The sequence below is a fragment of the Azospirillum sp. B4 genome (assembly GCF_000333275.1).
Taxonomy (GTDB): Bacteria; Pseudomonadota; Alphaproteobacteria; order Azospirillales; family Azospirillaceae; genus Nitrospirillum.
Genome location: NZ_BACU01000023.1, coordinates 25738 through 40974 on the forward strand (window position 1 = coordinate 25738; position 15237 = coordinate 40974).

Annotated in this window: 15 protein-coding genes and 1 pseudogene; 9 read left to right on the top strand and 7 right to left on the bottom strand. The window is 70.6% G+C overall.

Annotated features, from left to right (window positions below; genetic code table 11):
- Positions 1-73 precede the first annotated feature (73 nt).
- Positions 74-751, top strand: a complete 678-nt coding sequence (locus tag I55_RS00825) for a lipid-binding SYLF domain-containing protein (RefSeq protein ID WP_148293511.1) — start codon at positions 74-76, stop codon at positions 749-751.
- Here I55_RS00825 and I55_RS00830 read toward each other — a convergent pair.
- The 4 genes from I55_RS00830 to I55_RS00845 form a co-directional block, all read right to left on the bottom strand.
- Positions 741-1100, bottom strand: a complete 360-nt coding sequence (locus I55_RS00830) for a Rieske (2Fe-2S) protein (RefSeq protein WP_044558522.1) — start codon at positions 1098-1100, stop codon at positions 741-743. The two genes, I55_RS00825 and I55_RS00830, sit on opposite strands and share 11 nt — an antisense overlap.
- Positions 1093-1506: an EVE domain-containing protein gene (locus tag I55_RS00835; protein ID WP_044558523.1), complete on the bottom strand. Its 414-nt coding sequence runs from the start codon at positions 1504-1506 to the stop codon at positions 1093-1095. Before I55_RS00835 ends, I55_RS00830 begins: the two co-directional genes overlap by 8 nt.
- 151 nt (positions 1507-1657) lie before the next feature.
- On the bottom strand, positions 1658-1939 hold the full coding sequence (locus I55_RS00840) for a YciI family protein (RefSeq protein WP_044558524.1): 282 nt from the start codon (positions 1937-1939) through the stop codon (positions 1658-1660).
- A gap of 24 nt (positions 1940-1963) precedes the next feature.
- The gene (locus I55_RS00845) at positions 1964-2956 is read right to left on the bottom strand and encodes an NAD(P)H-dependent glycerol-3-phosphate dehydrogenase (protein WP_083900732.1); all 993 of its coding nucleotides are present in this window, start codon (positions 2954-2956) and stop codon (positions 1964-1966) included.
- 358 nt (positions 2957-3314) lie between these two features.
- Between I55_RS00845 and I55_RS00850 the strand changes: the two are divergent.
- Both I55_RS00850 and I55_RS39435 read left to right on the top strand, forming a co-directional pair.
- A pseudogene (locus tag I55_RS00850) lies at positions 3315-4229 on the top strand (amidohydrolase family protein); the annotation flags it as partial.
- Between the two features lie 88 nt (positions 4230-4317).
- Positions 4318-4437, top strand: a complete 120-nt coding sequence (locus I55_RS39435) for an amidohydrolase family protein (RefSeq protein ID WP_376739159.1) — start codon at positions 4318-4320, stop codon at positions 4435-4437.
- 144 nt (positions 4438-4581) lie between these two features.
- Here the strand turns inward: I55_RS39435 and I55_RS00855 are convergent, their stop codons facing one another.
- Positions 4582-5031 (bottom strand): DUF29 domain-containing protein, encoded by a 450-nt coding sequence (locus I55_RS00855; protein WP_044558526.1) that lies wholly within the window; start codon positions 5029-5031, stop codon positions 4582-4584.
- A gap of 91 nt (positions 5032-5122) precedes the next feature.
- A complete protein-coding gene (gene tsaD, locus I55_RS00860; protein ID WP_044558527.1) occupies positions 5123-6193 on the bottom strand; it encodes a tRNA (adenosine(37)-N6)-threonylcarbamoyltransferase complex transferase subunit TsaD in 1071 nt (356 codons plus the stop codon).
- Positions 6194-6319: 126 nt separating this feature from the next.
- Between tsaD and hemC the strand changes: the two genes are divergently transcribed.
- The 5 genes from hemC to I55_RS00885 are packed head-to-tail and all read left to right on the top strand — an operon-like array spanning position 6320 to position 12347.
- Positions 6320-7279 carry a hydroxymethylbilane synthase gene (gene hemC / locus I55_RS00865; RefSeq protein ID WP_044558528.1) on the top strand — a complete coding sequence of 320 codons (960 nt, stop codon included), beginning with the start codon at positions 6320-6322 and terminating at the stop codon, positions 7277-7279.
- A gap of 21 nt (positions 7280-7300) precedes the next feature.
- Positions 7301-8041, top strand: coding sequence for a uroporphyrinogen-III synthase (locus I55_RS00870; protein ID WP_044558529.1), 741 nt, complete (start codon positions 7301-7303; stop codon positions 8039-8041).
- Between the two features lie 42 nt (positions 8042-8083).
- Positions 8084-9904: a COG4223 family protein gene (locus I55_RS00875; RefSeq protein ID WP_049973710.1), complete on the top strand. Its 1821-nt coding sequence runs from the start codon at positions 8084-8086 to the stop codon at positions 9902-9904.
- Positions 9901-11370 (top strand): heme biosynthesis protein HemY, encoded by a 1470-nt coding sequence (locus I55_RS00880; protein ID WP_049973711.1) that lies wholly within the window; start codon positions 9901-9903, stop codon positions 11368-11370. The genes I55_RS00875 and I55_RS00880 overlap by 4 nt, the downstream gene beginning before the upstream one ends.
- Positions 11367-12347 (top strand): cobalamin biosynthesis protein, encoded by a 981-nt coding sequence (locus tag I55_RS00885; protein ID WP_044558531.1) that lies wholly within the window; start codon positions 11367-11369, stop codon positions 12345-12347. The genes I55_RS00880 and I55_RS00885 overlap by 4 nt, the downstream gene beginning before the upstream one ends.
- A gap of 10 nt (positions 12348-12357) precedes the next feature.
- Here I55_RS00885 and I55_RS00890 read toward each other — a convergent pair whose 3' ends face one another.
- Complete coding sequence (locus tag I55_RS00890; protein ID WP_044558532.1) at positions 12358-12672, bottom strand: hypothetical protein; 315 nt, start codon at positions 12670-12672, stop codon at positions 12358-12360.
- Between the two features lie 488 nt (positions 12673-13160).
- Here I55_RS00890 and acs point away from each other — a divergent pair, with 488 nt between their 5' ends.
- Positions 13161-15101, top strand: a complete 1941-nt coding sequence (gene acs, locus I55_RS00895; RefSeq protein WP_044558533.1) for an acetate--CoA ligase — start codon at positions 13161-13163, stop codon at positions 15099-15101.
- The last annotated feature ends 136 nt before the right edge of the window (positions 15102-15237 follow it).

The window sequence follows — 15237 nt, forward strand, 5'->3', positions numbered from 1 at the left end:
ATTCTGCCAACAACCTCAAAGGATGGCTCGGCTGGGCGATACGCCCCCGAGGGATGACAGAAGGATGGAGACGATGATGGATCGGCGGCAGGTGTTGGCGGGCGCGGCGGCGGGCCTGGCGCTGGGCGCGGCCGTGCCGGCGCGGGCGGAGGTGACGGAGGCGCAACTGATGGTGGAGCGCGCGCGCCTGACCGCCATGACCCTGCTGGGTGACCCGCAATACGCGCCGCTGAAGAACCTGTTGGGCCGGGCCAAGGGCGTGCTGATCCTGCCCAACGTCATCCAGGCCGGCTTTTTCCTGGGCGGGGGGGGCGGCACCGGCGTGCTGGTGGCCAAGGGCAGCGACGGGTCGTGGAGCGGCCCCGCCTTCTACACCATGGCCGAGGCCAGCTTCGGCCTGCAGTTCGGCGGCCAGCAGGCGCAGATGATGCTGGTGATCATGACCGACAAGGGCCTGAACGCCGTCATGGACCGCAGCGTGAAACTGGGCGCCGACGCCAAGGTGGCGGTGGGCGAGCTGGGCACCCAGGTGGGTGCCGGCTATGGCGTGGGCATGGACGCCGACATGTACGTCTATGCCAAGACCAGCGGCCTGTTCGGCGGCCTGGCCGTCGACGGCTCCGTCATCACGCCGCGCAAGGAATGGAACGACATCTTCTACGGCCAGCAGACGACGCCCGAGCAAATCCTGCTGGACCGCGCCTTCTTCCGACCGGAAGCGCAGGCGCTGGCGGCTGTTCTCAGCCAGTAGACCCCTCAAAGTCTGGGTATATGGTGCCGTCTTCGATCCGCACGGCCACGGGGCTCAGGCTGCGGCCGGCGCAAGGGCCGTGGATGCAGAAGCCGTCCTCCACCCGGAACAGGGCGCCGTGGGTGGCGCACTGCAGGTGCCTGCCGTCGGCGCTCATGAACCGGTCGGGTGTCCAGTCCAGGGTGGTGCCGACATGGGGGCAACGGTTGCGGTAGGCGAAGGCCGCGTCGCCCCGCCGGGCCACCAGGATATCCTCCCGCGCCGGGCCGGCGCCCCAGCTGATCCCCTTGGCCTGGCCGTCGGGGATGTCGCTGAGACGGCACAGGGGCGCGGGGGACTGGTCAGGCATCGACGCCCATGCGTTCACAGGCGCCCTTCCATTCCGCGTCCGTGATGGGGCAGACGGACAGGCGGGACTGGCGGACCAGCGCCATGCTGGACAGGTCGGGGTCCGCCTTGATGTCCTTCAGGGTGAGGGGCGTCTTCACCGGCGCCACCGGCTTCAGGTCCACCATGACGAAGCGGCCGCTCTCATCCGATGGGTCGGGGTAGGCCTCGCGCACCACCTCGGCGATGCCCACGATCTCCAGCCCCTCGTTGGAGTGATAGAAGAAAGCGCGGTCGCCCACCTTCATGGCCTTCAGATTGTTGGCCGCCTGGTAGTTGCGCACGCCGTCCCAATGGGTGCGGCCATCGGCCACGAACTTGTCCCAGGAATATTTGAAGGGTTCCGACTTCACCAGCCAGTAGGACATGTTTGGTTCCTTGATCGTGTTCCCTCAGGCGCCGGGCGCGGCCATCCGGCCGCTTGGCTTGTCCTCGATTTCCAGTCCGCCTTCGGCTCCCCAGAAATCTCCGGCGCCCGCAGTCGCGGGCTAAAAAACGGGGAGGTTGACGGCGCGGGTGTCAGGCCTTCGGGTAGACGACGCGGAAGGGCTTGATCGTTACGGATTCGAATAGACCGGCCTGAGTGTATGGGTCGGCGTCGGCGAAGGCCTGGGCGGCGGTCTCGTCGGGGAATTCCACGACCAGCAGGCTGCCCGTGGGCTTGCCCTCGACGTCCAGCAGGGGGCCGGCGACGACGATGTGGTCAACCTGGGTGTCCAGGTATTCCAGGTGGCGCGGGCGGGTGGCCAGGCGCAGATCCAGGTGGCCGGGCTTGTCGGTGCAGGTGATGGCGAAGTGCATGGGAAACGGCTCTCCGGTGAAAGGTCACACGCCCTCGGGCTTGAGGGGGCGTGACAGCAGGGACTGGATGGTGGCGTTGACGTCGGCGCCCTGGTTCAGGATGGCGTCCACCGCCTGGCAGATGGGCATGTCCACGCCGCGCCGCGCCGCCAGGCGCACCACGGCCTCGGCGGTGTAGACACCTTCCGCCACGGAGTTGCGGCCGGCCAGGATGGTGGCCAGGGGCTGCCCCTGGCCCAGGGCGTGGCCCAGCGACATGTTGCGCGACTGCAGGCTGCCGCAGGTCAAGGTCAGGTCCCCCAGTCCGGACAGGCCCATGAAGGTCTCCGGCCGGGCGCCCAGCGACTGGCCCAGGCGGGCGATCTCCGCCAGGCCGCGGGTGATCAGGGCGGCGCGGGCGTTGTCGCCCAGGGCGCGACCAGCGACGATGCCGCAGGCGATGGCCAGCACGTTCTTCACCGCCCCGCCGATCTCCGCCCCCACCAGGTCGTCGCTGGCATAGGGGCGGAAGGTCAGGCTGCCCAGGGCCTGGGCCAGGCGCTGGCCGATATCGGCATCGCGGCAGGCCAGGGTGACGGCGGTGGGCAGGCCCCGCGCCACCTCCGCCGCGAAGGTGGGACCGGACAGCACGGCCAGCGGCGTGTCCGGCAGTTCACCCGCCGCCACCTCGGTCATCAGGCCGCCGGTGGCGATCTCGATGCCCTTGGCGCACAGCACAACGGGCGTGCCGGCGGCCAGCAGGGGCTTCAGCCTCGCCGTGGTGGCACGGATGTGCTGCGCCGGCGTCACCAGCAGCACGGCGTCGGCCGCCGCCGCCTCGCCCAAGTCGCCGGTGGCGCGGATGGCGGGGTCCAAGGGGACACCCGCCAGGAAGGGCGTGTTCTCGTGGCCACCGTTGATGGCGGCCACCACCTCGGGCTCACGCGCCCACAGGGTCACGTCGCGCCCGGCGCGCCGGGCGGCCATGGCCAGCGCCGTGCCCCAGGCGCCCGCGCCGATGACACCGATCCGCCGCATTGCCATTCCCCTCACCGTTTGCCCATACCCGTCACCAGGGCTTTGGCTTACCCCGGATGCCCTGCGGTCCGCAACGGTCCGGTGGCGGCGGGCGGGGGGCGATGGTACGGTTGCGGCAAGCCGTCGGGCCTGTGACCGGCGGAAGAACAGGGACATGCTTTCAGAATAAGGGGATGCCGAAATGGCTGTTGGTTTCTCGATGACGGCGGGTCGCCGTACCCGTCGCGCTGTCCATTCCTTTGCCCTGCTGGCCGGCTGCGCGCTGGCCCCTCTCGCCGCCCAGGCGCAGGACGCGGCACCGGCGGCCAAGCCCGTGGTGCTGCACTGCCCGGCGCTGCTGGATTCGGTGGCCGGCAAGATGCTGGGCCAGAGCAGCGTGGTCGTCCAAGGTGACCGCGTGACCGAGGTGGCCGCCGGCTATGTCACCCGGCCGGATGCCGAGGTGGTGGAACTGCCGGCGGGCGACACTTGCCTGCCCGGCCTGATCGACGCCCATGTCCACATCAGCATGGAATTCACGCCCACCATCTATAGCGACATGCTGCATTTCAACCAGGCGGACTGGGTGGTGCGCAGCACCGTGTGGGCCAAGCGCACCCTGCTGGGCGGCTTCACCACCGTCCGCAACCTGGGCGACAGCCATTATGAGACGGTGGCCCTGCGCGACCAGATCACCAAGGGTTGGGTCGCCGGCCCGCGCATCCTGACGGCCGGCCCGGCCATCGGCTCCACCGGCGGCCATGCCGACGATGGGGACGGCCTGCGCATGGACCTGCAGCCGGATGTCGGCGCGCACGACAGCATCATCAACGGCACGGCCGACGCCTGGAAGGCGGTGCGGGAGCATTACAAGCAGAACGTCGACACCATCAAGATCATGACCACCGGCGGCGTGCTGGATCTGTCGGGCAGCGTCGACAACAGCCAGTTGACGGAGGAGGAGACCAAGGCTCTGGTCGCCGCCGCGCATGAGTACGGCTACATCGTCGGCGTCCATGCCCACGGAGCGGAGGGCATCCGCCGCGCCGTCGTCGCCGGCGCCGACAGCATCGAGCATGGCACCTTCATGGACGCCCAGGACATGAAGCTGATGAAGGAGCACGGCACCTATTACGTGCCCACCATCTATACCGGCACCTATGTGACGGAGAAGGCCAAGGGCAACCCCCACGCCTATCCGCCGGCGGTTCAGGCCAAGGCCCTGATGGTCGGGCCGCAGCTGATGAAAACGGTGGGCGACGCCTACAAGGCCGGGGTCAAGTTCGCCTACGGCACCGATGCCGGCGTCTTCCCGCACGGGACAACTGGAAGGACTTCCCCTGCTGGTCCAGTGGGGCATGCCGGCGATGTACACCCTGCAGATGGCCACCATCAACGCGGCCACCCTGCTGAAGAAGGACAAGGACATCGGCAGCATCGCCGCCCGGAAATACGCCGACATCGTCGCCGTGCCCGGCGATCCGACCAAGGACATCACCTGATGGGCAAGGTCGACTTCGTGATGAAGGGCGGCGTCGTCTTCAAGAAGGGCGGGGCAGAACAGGTGTTCACCAGCACGGCGCATTGAGGCGCATGGCCCCTGGCTGGAGACGGGCGGGGGCGTCTCGTACCGCGGAGCCCCCGCTCTAATGGGACTCCGCTTCGGGCCAGAACTGGGTGTCCATGATCTGCTCGAACGTCCAGGGGCACGTCGTGGGAAACGTCGTTTCCGGTAAACCCGTTTCCAGGCTGGCTTCACCAATGGCCTTGCGGTAAGCGCGGGTCATGGCTTCGGGCAGATGCGCTTTCAGGCTGGGGTTATCGGCCAGGTGGTCCGTAATGTCGAGGCGCTGGTTGCGGATCGTTGTGCGCCATGATGCGCCCTGAAGCAGAGGCTGGAACCGCCACTTCAGCAGATGCAGGAGCAGGACCGTAAGCCGGCTGACGAGCTCACGCTTTTCGGTCTTGCCCATGCTCTCGATCTCCTCGGCGATATGCGCGATGTCGGCCGCCGCCAGCTTACCGGCACGGAGCAAGGCCGCCTGCTCATTGGCCCAGGCGTAAAAATCTCGATCGTACAGGCTGGAATCGCTCATGGTTATGCCTTCTCAAGGCGGCAAGCTTCAGAGGTCCGGATATTAGACACTCAAGCCCGCTGAGCCGCAACCTTGGGCGCCGAGCGACCCTTCACGCCTTAACCCCCGCGAACTTCATCGGCTTCGCGTTGGGGTCCAGCGGCCAACGGGGGCGGGGGGCGAAGTCCAGGCCGTCGGTCTGGCCCAGACGGAAGCGCTCCAGCCCCGCCCAGGCGATCATGGCGGCGTTGTCGGTGCATAGCGCCAGGGGCGGGGCGGTGAAGATCAGGCCGCGCTTGGCGGCCAGCTTGGCCAATTGCTCCCGCAGGTATGTGTTGGCGGCGACACCGCCGGCCACCACCAGGTGCCTGCCCCCACCGTGTTCATTGGCCGGATGCCGCTCCTTGAAGGCCTTGATGGCGCGGTCGCAGCGGTCCAGCAGCGACTGGCCCACGGCGTGGTGGAAGGCGGCGGCGAGGTCCGCCACATCCGCCGGCGTGGGCGCGCCCAGCTGTTCCACATGCCGGCGCACGGCGGTCTTGAGGCCGGAGAAGGAGAAGTCGCAGTCCGGCCGCCCCTTCATCGGCGCCGGCAGGTCGAACCGGCCGGGGTTGGTGGCACCTTGCGCCGCCTTTTCCAGCAGCGGGCCGCCGGGATAGCCCAGGCCCAGCAGCTTGGCCGTCTTGTCGAAGGCTTCGCCCACCGCGTCGTCGATGGTGGTGCCCAGGCGGCGGTACTGGCCCACACCCTCCACCTCCAGCAACTGGCAATGCCCGCCCGACACCAGCAACAGTAGATAGGGGAAGGCCACGTCGTCGGTCAGGCGCGCCGTCAGGGCGTGGCCTTCCAGGTGGTTCACGGCGACGAAGGGCAGGCCGCGCGCCGCCGCCATGGCCTTGGCCGTCATGACACCGACGATGACACCGCCGATCAGGCCGGGACCGCCGGTGGCGGCGATGGCGTCGACCTGGCCCAGATCCAGTTGGGCCTCCTCCAGCGCCTGGCGGATCAGGCCGTCCAGGTAATGCAGGTGGGCGCGGGCCGCCACCTCCGGCACCACGCCGCCATAGGGGCGGTGCTCATCCAGCTGCGACAGCACGACGTTGGCGCGGATGGTCCGCGCGTCATCGACGATGGCGCAGGCGGTTTCATCACAGCTGGTCTCGATACCCAGGACGATCATCACTCAAAACCTTCGGGCCAATTCCGGCGGTGGCCGGGCTTAAGCCATATCAAATCGGCATCATTTCCGCCGTTGTCACCGACCGGGCCCTTTCCCGCAACCGCAAAGGGGGATAGACAGGCAGGCATGACGACCGCGACGCCCTCCCATACTTCCATTGCTCCCCTGCGTATTGGTACCCGGGGCAGCCCCTTGGCCTTGGCCCAGGCGCATGAGACGCGCGACCGGCTGGGCGCGGCCCACCCGCACCTGGCCGAACCGGGCGCCATCGAGATCGTCGTCATCAAGACGACGGGCGACCGCATCCTGGACCGCACCCTGGCGGAGGCCGGCGGCAAGGGCCTGTTCACCAAGGAGATCGAGGACGCCTTGTTGGCGGGTGAGGTCGACCTGGCCGTCCATTCCATGAAGGACGTGCCCACGGTGCTGCCCGACGGCCTGGGCATCACCTGCCTGCTGCCGCGCGAGGATCCGCGCGACGCCTGGTTCAGCCGCTCCGGCGCCGGCCTGCTGGACCTTCCCGCCGGCGCCGTCGTCGGCACCGCCAGCCTGCGCCGCCAGGCTCAGGTCCTGGCCCGCCGTCCGGACCTGACCGTGGTGCCCCTGCGCGGCAATGTCCAGACCCGCCTGCGCAAACTGGCGGAGGGGGAGGTGGACGCGACCCTTCTGGCCATGGCCGGCCTGCGCCGCCTGGATCTGGCCGACCGGGTGACGGCGGTGCTGGAGGCCGAAATGATGCTGCCCGCCGTGGCCCAGGGCGCCATCGGCATCGAGACGCGGCTGGACGATGACGTCACCCGCGCCCTGCTGGCGCCGCTGAACTGCGCTGAGACCGCGTTGCGCGTGACGGCGGAGCGCGGGGTGCTGACGGCGCTGGACGGCTCCTGCCGCACCCCCATCGCCGCGCTTGCCCGCGTGCTGCCCGATGGTGAGATGGATTTGGAAGCGATGGCGCTCAGCCCCGATGGGCGCACCATCGTCACCACCAGCCGCCGGTTCCCGGCGGCGCAGGCGCTGGCCGCCGGGCTGGACGCGGGCCAGGAACTGAAAGATCGCCTGCCCGCCGGCATCTTCACCGTTTCTTGAAGCGGGAGGCGGGCGCCACCCATGGCCACCGTCCTCGTCACCCGCCCGCAGCCGGAGGCCGACCGCACGGCGGCGGCCGTCGCCGCGTTGGGCCATGACGTCCTGGTCGATCCGCTGATGACCATCCAGGACCTGGACGTCGCCTTGCCGCCGCCGCAGGCGGTGCAGGCCATCCTGGTCACCAGTGTCAACGGCGTACGGGCGCTGACGCGGCTTGGTGGTGACCGTACGCTTCCCCCATATGCATGTCCCCTGTACGCGGTCGGGGACCGCACGGCCGCCGCCGCGCGGGATCTGGGCTTCATCCAGGTGCGCTCGGCCGCCGGTGACGTCGGGGATCTGGTTCGGCTGGTGGCGGCCGAGGCCCAGGTGGATGGCGGCCTGCTGCTGCACGCGGCTGGGGAGGATGTGGCTGGCGATCCGGCGGGCGCGTTGGCGGCCCAGGGCTTCGCCACGCGGCGCCTGGCGCTCTACCGCGCCGTGGCGGCGGACGCCCTGCTGCCCGGCATCCGTGATGCTCTGGCGGCGGGGACGGTCAGCCATGTCCTGCTTTTTTCTCCCCGGTCGGCACGTACGTTTGTTAACCTTGCGGTACGGAACGGCATCGATTTGACCGCCGTTTCAGCCCTGTGCCTCAGCCCGGCGGTGGCGGGCGCCCTGGGCGAGGGTGACGGCGGAAGTCCCTTCCGCCACGTGGCAGTCGCCGCCCACCCGGATCAGGCGGCCCTTCTGGACCTGCTGGCGCTGGCGCCCGGTGTCTAGCGGGCCGGCAAGACGCGTTATCAAGGATGAAAGGATCGCCGTATGAGCGGTGAAGGTTCGGACGCGACGTCCCCCCAGGCGGGCTCGGGCCCCAATCCGCAGGTGGACGCCATCGTCGAACGGTTCGGCGGCATCCGCCCCATGGCGGCCAAGCTGGGCATTCCCGTGACCACGGTGCAGGGCTGGAAGAAGCGGGGGCACATCCCGCCCAACCGCCGCGCCGACCTGGAGGCCGCGGCGTCCCGACTGGGCATCCCGCTGGCGGCGACGGACCTGGACGCCGTGATGGGGGTGCCGGAAGGGCCGGCGACGCCGCCGCCTCCCGCCGTCATCATTCTGCCCGGTCCGGACGCGCGCGTCGCGGCGGCGCCCGGCCCCGCTGGTGAGCCGTCCCTGGACAGGGAACCTGCGGCACCAGCCAGCAGCTATCGCCTGGGCGCCCGGCCCGAGGACGCGGCGACGCCCCTTCCGCCGGAACCGCCGAAGGCCGATGCCTTCCGGGCGGAGCGGCCGCGCATGGAATTGCCGAGAGCGGAGCCGTCCAAGGGGGAAGCCCCGCGCCTGGACGCCGCCAAGCCTGATTCCCTCCGCCGCGATGCCCCCCGCCCGGCGGCCCCGCCGCCGCGCAAAGGGGGTGGTGCAGTGTCGGCCCTGGCCCTGCTCCTGTCGCTGGCGGCCCTGGGCGCCGGCGGTTACAGCCTCTACCGCGCCGGCGCCCTGGACCTGTGGCTGACCCGCGCCGGCCTGCCGGCCGCCAGCCCGCCCTTCCCCAGTCCGCAGGCGGCCGCGCCGATGCAGTCGGCGGAGCAGGCCGGGACGGAGGCGACGCTGGCGGAAATGGCCCGTCGGCTGAACACCGCCGGCCAGCGCCAGCAGGCGCTGGAGCAGGAGGTGGCGGACCTGAAGGCCAAGCTGGCCGCAGTTCCCGCCGTGACCCCCGACGGCACCGCCACGCCGGTGGCGGCCGACCCGGCCCTGGCCGCGCGGTTGGAGCAGATGACGGACCAGTTCAACCGCCTGACCGACCGCCAGCGCGCGCTGGAGCAGGCGCTGGCCCAGTCGGCACAGCAGCGGGAGGAACTCAGCGGCCGCCTGGCGGCACAGACCGCGTCGGCCGGGCGCGGCCAGGCCCTGCTGGTGGCGACCAACCAGTTGCAGGCGGCCCTGCTGTCAGGCCGGCCCTACGGGGTTGAGCTGTCGGCGGTGCGGGGCCTGGCGCCGGAAGACGACGCCCTGCGCCAGGCCCTGGACCGGCTGGCGCAAAGCCAGGCCACCGGCCTGACCGGCCCGGTGGCGCTGCGCGAAGGCTTCGACCGCGCCGCGGCGGCGGCCCAGCAGGCGGCACAGGTGCCGGAGGGGGCCGACTGGCTGGAGCGGCTGTGGGGCCGGATCAAGGCCCTGGTCACCATCCGGCGCAAGGACGGCCGCATGGAGGGCAACGCCCCCGACGCGGTGGTGTCGCGGGCCGGCGCCGCGCTGGACCGGGGCGACATCGGCACGGCGGTGGCGGAAATGACCGCCCTGTCCGGCCCGCCGGCGGCGACGCCCGAGGTCCAGGCCTGGCTGCGCGACGCCCAGGCGCGCCTCAGCGCCGACGATGCCATGGCCCGGCTGTCGCGCCGCGCCGTCAGTGACGTGCAGGCCGGCCTGCCCCCGCCCAAGGAGAAGCCGGCGGTACAGGCGGACAAGCCCGCCGAAAGCCCTGTCGCCCCCCCTGGGCCGCCGCCTGGGCCGCCGCCTGGGCCGCCCAGGGGGCCGGCTGACGCGGGCAAGGACGGCGGCGCCAAGCCGGAGGATGCGAAGCCGGTTGAACCCAGCCAACCCGACGCCGCCGCGCAGCCGGTGGAGGGGGGACGTCCATGAGACGGATTCTCTGGTTCCTGCTGCGGCTGGGCGTGGTCATCGCGCTGGCCGTCTGGGTGGCGCAGCGGCCGGGCACCGTCCGGTTGGACTGGCAAGGCTACATCATCCAGACGGAGGTCGGCGTGGTCGCCCTGGCGCTGCTGGCGGTGGGCGTGGTCGCCTACATGCTGGTGCGCCTGCTCCTGTTGCTGTGGCGCAGTCCCCGGCGGCTGGGCGCGGGGCGCAGGACCGGCCGCCGGACGCGGGGGTACCAGGCGCTGAGCCAGGGCCTGCTGGCCGTGGCGGCCGGGGATGGTCCCGCCGCCACGCGGCTGGCCGGCAAGGCCGACGGCCTGCTGAACGAACCGGCGCTGACCCTGCTGCTGTCCGCCCAGGCCGCCCAACTGGCGGGGGACGAGGCGCAGGCCGCCACCCACTTCGCCGCCATGCGCGACCGGGGGGCCACGCTAAAGCGGCCGGACATGGCCTTCGTCGGCGTGCGCGGCTTGGCGCTGCAGGCCCTGGCCACCGGCGACACCCAGCGCGCACTGACCCTGGCCCAGGAAGCCAGCACCCTGCGGCCCAAGGCGCGCTGGCCGCTGCTGACCCAGTTCGACCTGCAGGCGCGGGCCGGGGACTGGACGGCGGCGGCGGCCACACTGGACGCCTTGACCTCGGCCAAGGCGCTGCCGGTTGAAACCCTGCGCCGCCACCGCGCCGCCCTGCTGGTGGAACGCAGCCGCGTGGCGGAGGCCGAGGGCAATGAGGACCAGGCCCTGTCCCTGGCGCGCAAGGCCCATGACCTGGCGCCCGGTTTCGTGCCGGCGGCGGTGCAGGCTTCCCGCCTGCTGGCGGCCAGCGGCTCCGCCCGCGCCGCCACCCGCGCGCTGGAGCAGGCCTGGCGGTTGACGCCCCATCCGGCCCTGGCCGCCGCCTGGGGCTTGGCCGGAGAAAAGCCGGGTGACGCCGCCGACCCGCTGGCCCGGGTGAAGCGGTTGGAGGCCCTGGTGGCCCTGGACCCTGGCGTGCCCGAGGCCCACGCGGCCCTGGCCCAAGCCGCCGCCGAGGCCCGCCTGTGGGGCTTGGCGCGCGGTCACCTGACCCGCGCCCTGACGCTGCGCCCCAGTGCCCGCGTCTATCGCCAGCTGGCGGCGGTGGCGGTGGCCGAGCATGGCCCCGGCCCGGAGGAGCGCGGCCACCTGGCCAGCGCCGCCAAGGCGCCGGCCGACCCGGCCTGGGTGTGCGGCGCCTGCGGCGGGGTCAATCCCGCCTGGGGTGCCCGATGTGGCCATTGCGGCGGCTTCGACACCCTGGTGTGGCGCCTGCCCGGCGGCGCCACCGCCAGCCCGGCGGTGGACACGCTGGGCTTCCTGCCGCCGCCGGAACCGCCGGCGAAAGGGCCGGCGGAGGGGGATGATGACGGGGCGCAGCGCCGCCTGCCCACCTTCACGCTGGCCAGCCTGCGGCCTGGCAGGCGCTCCCCATGATCCCCCTGCCGTTCGCGCCGCCACGGGCGGAGTCGCTGCTGCTGCTGGCCCTGGCGCTGGTGCTGAACGCCTTCATCGCCGGCTTTCCGGCGGCGGACCGCTGGCTGCTGACGCCCCAGGGACAGATCGCCTTGGCCGTGCGCTGGGCGGACAAGCGGCTGAACCGCATCGAGCGGCTGGACAGCGTGCGCTTGGCGCGCGGCGCCCTGCTGGTCATCGTGCTGTGCGGTGGCATTGGCCTGGCGGCCCTGGTGCTGACCATCGCCGCCGTGCACCTGCGCGTGGCCTGGCTGCTGTCGCTGCTGCTGGTGACGCGGGCGCTGGTGTTCGGCCGCCTGCTGGTCACCATGCGCGGCCTGCTGGCGGCGGCGCCGGTGGCGGATGAGGAGGTGCTGCGCCAGGCGGTTGCGCCCCTGACGCACAAGCCCGTCTGGTCCATGGACCGCCACGCCGTGCTGCGCGCGGGCATGGAGGCGCTGGTGGGCCAGGTCGGCCGAGGTTTGGTGGCGCCCCTGTTCTGGTTCGTGCTGTTCGACCTGCCCGGCCTGATGATCTGGGTGGCGGTGGAGACGGTGGCCGTGACCGTGGGCCACACCTCCCCGCGCTACGCCGCCTTCGGCCGGCCGGCCCGCCGCGCCATGGCGATCATGGATTGGGTGCCCGCGCGCCTGACGGTGCTGTTCCTGACGGCGGGTTGCCTGTTCGTGCCTGGCAGCCGCCCCGGCACGGCCCTGGGCGCGCTGGGCACCCGGCACATCCAGGGCACGGCCGCCCTGCCGGTGGCCGCCGTCGCCCGGGCCCTGAACCTGGCCCTGGCCGGCCCGCGCAAGGAAGGGGAGCTGGTGGTTTACGAGGACTGGCTGGGCACCGGCCGGGCCCGCGTCGACGTCTCCGACCTGCGTGCCGTGATTGCCCTGACCGCCGCCGCCGGCCTGCTGGCCGTCTTCCTGGCGCTGCTGGCGCTTGTCTGGGCTTGATTGGTTATAATTAAGCCGACCGCGTCTTCATGGTGGCGGCGAAGTCCTCGGTGGTGGTGACCATGCGGCGGGCGATCACCCCCACCTCCCGCGCCACGTCGGTGAGGGTGGAGGCGGAAGGGTCGCCAACCACGGCCGCCGGCTGGGCCGACCCACCCTCGCCGGTCGCCAGGCCGGCCCCCGGCCGGGTCACGGCGGGATGGGCCAGCGCGCGCAGCACGCTGTCGATGGCCATCAGGCTGGTTCGGCTGCTGATCTGGCTCAGGCGGCCGATCAGATCCGTGGTGTCCAGTCCCGAACCTTTGTCCCCCGCACCCGTGTTCATGGGCGTCCCATCAGCGCCGGTCGGGCGCTGTCCCGCATGGTGGCAATATGCCGCTACCAATAACACAAGATGAACACAGGGCGCAGCAACGCCAAGGGGGTGCGACACGCAAAAATGTGCCCCCTTTCGCGTCACCCTGAACGGTTGGCGGGGTGATCCATATCATGGCGGCCGACGGGAACGCGCATAAGGATATACACGCGCAGACAAGGTCGGAAATATCGGCAAGCCCGTGAATTGCCGCGAATTTGCCGGTTGCGCGACGGTCCCGCGCTTGTGGAAAGCGGAGCCGCGAGGGATACTTGGCCTGGCAAGCGATGGCGATCGCCGCCAGGCCCAATTCGGCCCCGTGCGGGCTAGAGGACCGGTCAGGGCCCCCCGGAGCGGAGGGGCCGGGCCGGACACGGGCGGTGGCTTCAGGACGGGACCCCCGGGCCCCCTGAAGCCCCGGCCGGCGACAACACATCAGGGAAGGAAACCAAGGTCCCATGAGCAACAACACCCTGTTCCCCGTTCCCGACGCGGTGGCCGCCGACGCCTGGGTCGACGCCACCAAGTATCAGCAGATGTACGACCGCTCCATCAGCGACCCGGACGGATTCTGGGGGGAGCATGGCCGGCGGCTGGACTGGATCACGCCCTATACCAAGGTGAAGAACACCAGCTTCACCGGCGACGTCTCCATTCGCTGGTATGAGGACGGGGTGCTGAACGCCTGCGCCAACTGCGTGGACCGCCATCTGCCCGCACGCGCCGACCAGACCGCCATCCTGTGGGAGGGCGACAGCCCGTCCGAGCACAAGCACATCACCTATTCCGAGTTGTACGACAACGTCACCCGCCTGGCGAACGTGCTGAAGGCGCGCGGCGTGAAGAAGGGCGACCGGGTCACCATCTACCTGCCCATGATCCCGGAGGCGGCCTACGCCATGCTGGCCTGCGCCCGCATCGGCGCCGTCCATTCCGTGGTGTTCGGCGGCTTTTCCCCCGACAGCCTGAAGGATCGCGTGCAGGACTGCGGCAGCACCGTGGTCATCACCGCCGACGAGGGCCTGCGCGGTGGCCGCAAGGTGGGGCTGAAGATCAATGCCGACCAGGCGCTGAAGTCCTGCCCGGGTGTCGACACGGTCATCGTCGTGCGCCGCACCGGCGGGGCCGTGAACTGGGTCGAAGGCCGGGACATTTGGTATCACGAGGCGGTGGCCGCCGCCTCCCCCGACTGCCCGCCGGAGCCGATGAGCGCGGAAGACCCGCTGTTCATCCTCTACACCTCGGGATCGACCGGCAAGCCCAAGGGCGTGCTGCACACCACCGGCGGCTATCTGGTGTACGCCAGCATGACGCACCAGTACGTCTTCGATTACCACGAGGGCGACGTCTACTGGTGCACGGCCGACGTGGGCTGGGTCACCGGCCATAGCTACATCCTGTACGGGCCGCTGGCCAACGGCGCCGTCACCCTGATGTTCGAGGGCGTGCCGAACTATCCGGACAGCGGCCGGTTCTGGGAAGTCATCGACAAGCACAAGGTCAACATCTTCTACACAGCCCCCACCGCCATCCGCGCGCTGATGCGCGAGGGCGAGGGGCCGGTGAAGCGTCATAGCCGCAAGAGTCTGCGCCTGCTGGGTTCGGTGGGGGAGCCCATCAACCCCGAGGCCTGGCTGTGGTACCACTCCGTGGTGGGTGATGAGCGCTGCCCTATCGTCGACACCTGGTGGCAGACGGAAACGGGCGGCATCCTGATCACCCCGCTGCCCGGCGCCACCGCCACGAAGCCGGGATCGGCCACCCGCCCCTTCTTCGGCGTGAAGCCGGTCATCGTCGATAACGAAGGCCACATGCTGGAAGGCGCCACCGAGGGCAACCTCTGCATCGCCGACAGCTGGCCCGGCCAGATGCGCACCGTGTTCGGCGACCACGAGCGCTTCAAGCAGACCTATTTCTCCACCTTCGCCGGCAAGTATTTCACTGGCGACGGCTGCCGCCGGGACGAGGATGGCTATTACTGGATCACCGGCCGCGTGGACGACGTCATCAACGTCTCCGGCCATCGCCTGGGCACGGCCGAGGTGGAAAGCGCGCTGGTCGCCCACCCCAAGGTGGCCGAGGCCGCCGTGGTCGGTTACCCCCACGACATCAAGGGCCAGGGCATCTACGCCTACGTGACGCTGAACGCCGGGGAAAACCCGACGGAGGAATTGCGCAAGGAACTGGTGGCCTGGGTGCGCAAGGAGATCGGGCCCATCGCCACACCCGACCTGATCCAATGGGCGCCGGGCCTGCCCAAGACCCGCTCCGGCAAGATCATGCGCCGCATCCTGCGCAAGATCGCCGCCAACGAGCATGAGGCCCTGGGCGACACCTCCACCCTGGCCGACCCCACCGTGGTCACCGACCTGGTGGACAGCCGCATGAACCGGGGCTGAGTCGCCGGTTCATTTGCATCAACGAGAAAAGCTGGCCGAGGCGACTTGGCCGGCTTTTTTTGTGCCCGTCGGCCAGATGCTTTTGTCCCCCTGCCAGATGGTGGCTACCTATGGTGGTTATTTTTTTATAAAATAC

Bases quoted from the DNA above. Each gene is read 5' to 3' on its own strand.
- I55_RS00825 (WP_148293511.1), top strand. From the start codon at position 74: ATGATGGATCGGCGGCAGGTGTTGGCGGGCGCGGCGGCGGGCCTGGCG.
- I55_RS00830 (WP_044558522.1), bottom strand. From the start codon at position 1,100: ATGCCTGACCAGTCCCCCGCGCCCCTGTGCCGTCTCAGCGACATCCCC.
- I55_RS00835 (WP_044558523.1), bottom strand. From the start codon at position 1,506: ATGTCCTACTGGCTGGTGAAGTCGGAACCCTTCAAATATTCCTGGGAC.
- I55_RS00840 (WP_044558524.1), bottom strand. From the start codon at position 1,939: ATGCACTTCGCCATCACCTGCACCGACAAGCCCGGCCACCTGGATCTG.
- I55_RS00845 (WP_083900732.1), bottom strand. From the start codon at position 2,956: ATGCGGCGGATCGGTGTCATCGGCGCGGGCGCCTGGGGCACGGCGCTG.
- I55_RS39435 (WP_376739159.1), top strand. From the start codon at position 4,318: ATGGCCACCATCAACGCGGCCACCCTGCTGAAGAAGGACAAGGACATC.
- I55_RS00855 (WP_044558526.1), bottom strand. From the start codon at position 5,031: ATGAGCGATTCCAGCCTGTACGATCGAGATTTTTACGCCTGGGCCAAT.
- tsaD (WP_044558527.1), bottom strand. From the start codon at position 6,193: ATGATCGTCCTGGGTATCGAGACCAGCTGTGATGAAACCGCCTGCGCC.
- hemC (WP_044558528.1), top strand. From the start codon at position 6,320: ATGACGACCGCGACGCCCTCCCATACTTCCATTGCTCCCCTGCGTATT.
- I55_RS00870 (WP_044558529.1), top strand. From the start codon at position 7,301: ATGGCCACCGTCCTCGTCACCCGCCCGCAGCCGGAGGCCGACCGCACG.
- I55_RS00875 (WP_049973710.1), top strand. From the start codon at position 8,084: ATGAGCGGTGAAGGTTCGGACGCGACGTCCCCCCAGGCGGGCTCGGGC.
- I55_RS00880 (WP_049973711.1), top strand. From the start codon at position 9,901: ATGAGACGGATTCTCTGGTTCCTGCTGCGGCTGGGCGTGGTCATCGCG.
- I55_RS00885 (WP_044558531.1), top strand. From the start codon at position 11,367: ATGATCCCCCTGCCGTTCGCGCCGCCACGGGCGGAGTCGCTGCTGCTG.
- I55_RS00890 (WP_044558532.1), bottom strand. From the start codon at position 12,672: ATGAACACGGGTGCGGGGGACAAAGGTTCGGGACTGGACACCACGGAT.
- acs (WP_044558533.1), top strand. From the start codon at position 13,161: ATGAGCAACAACACCCTGTTCCCCGTTCCCGACGCGGTGGCCGCCGAC.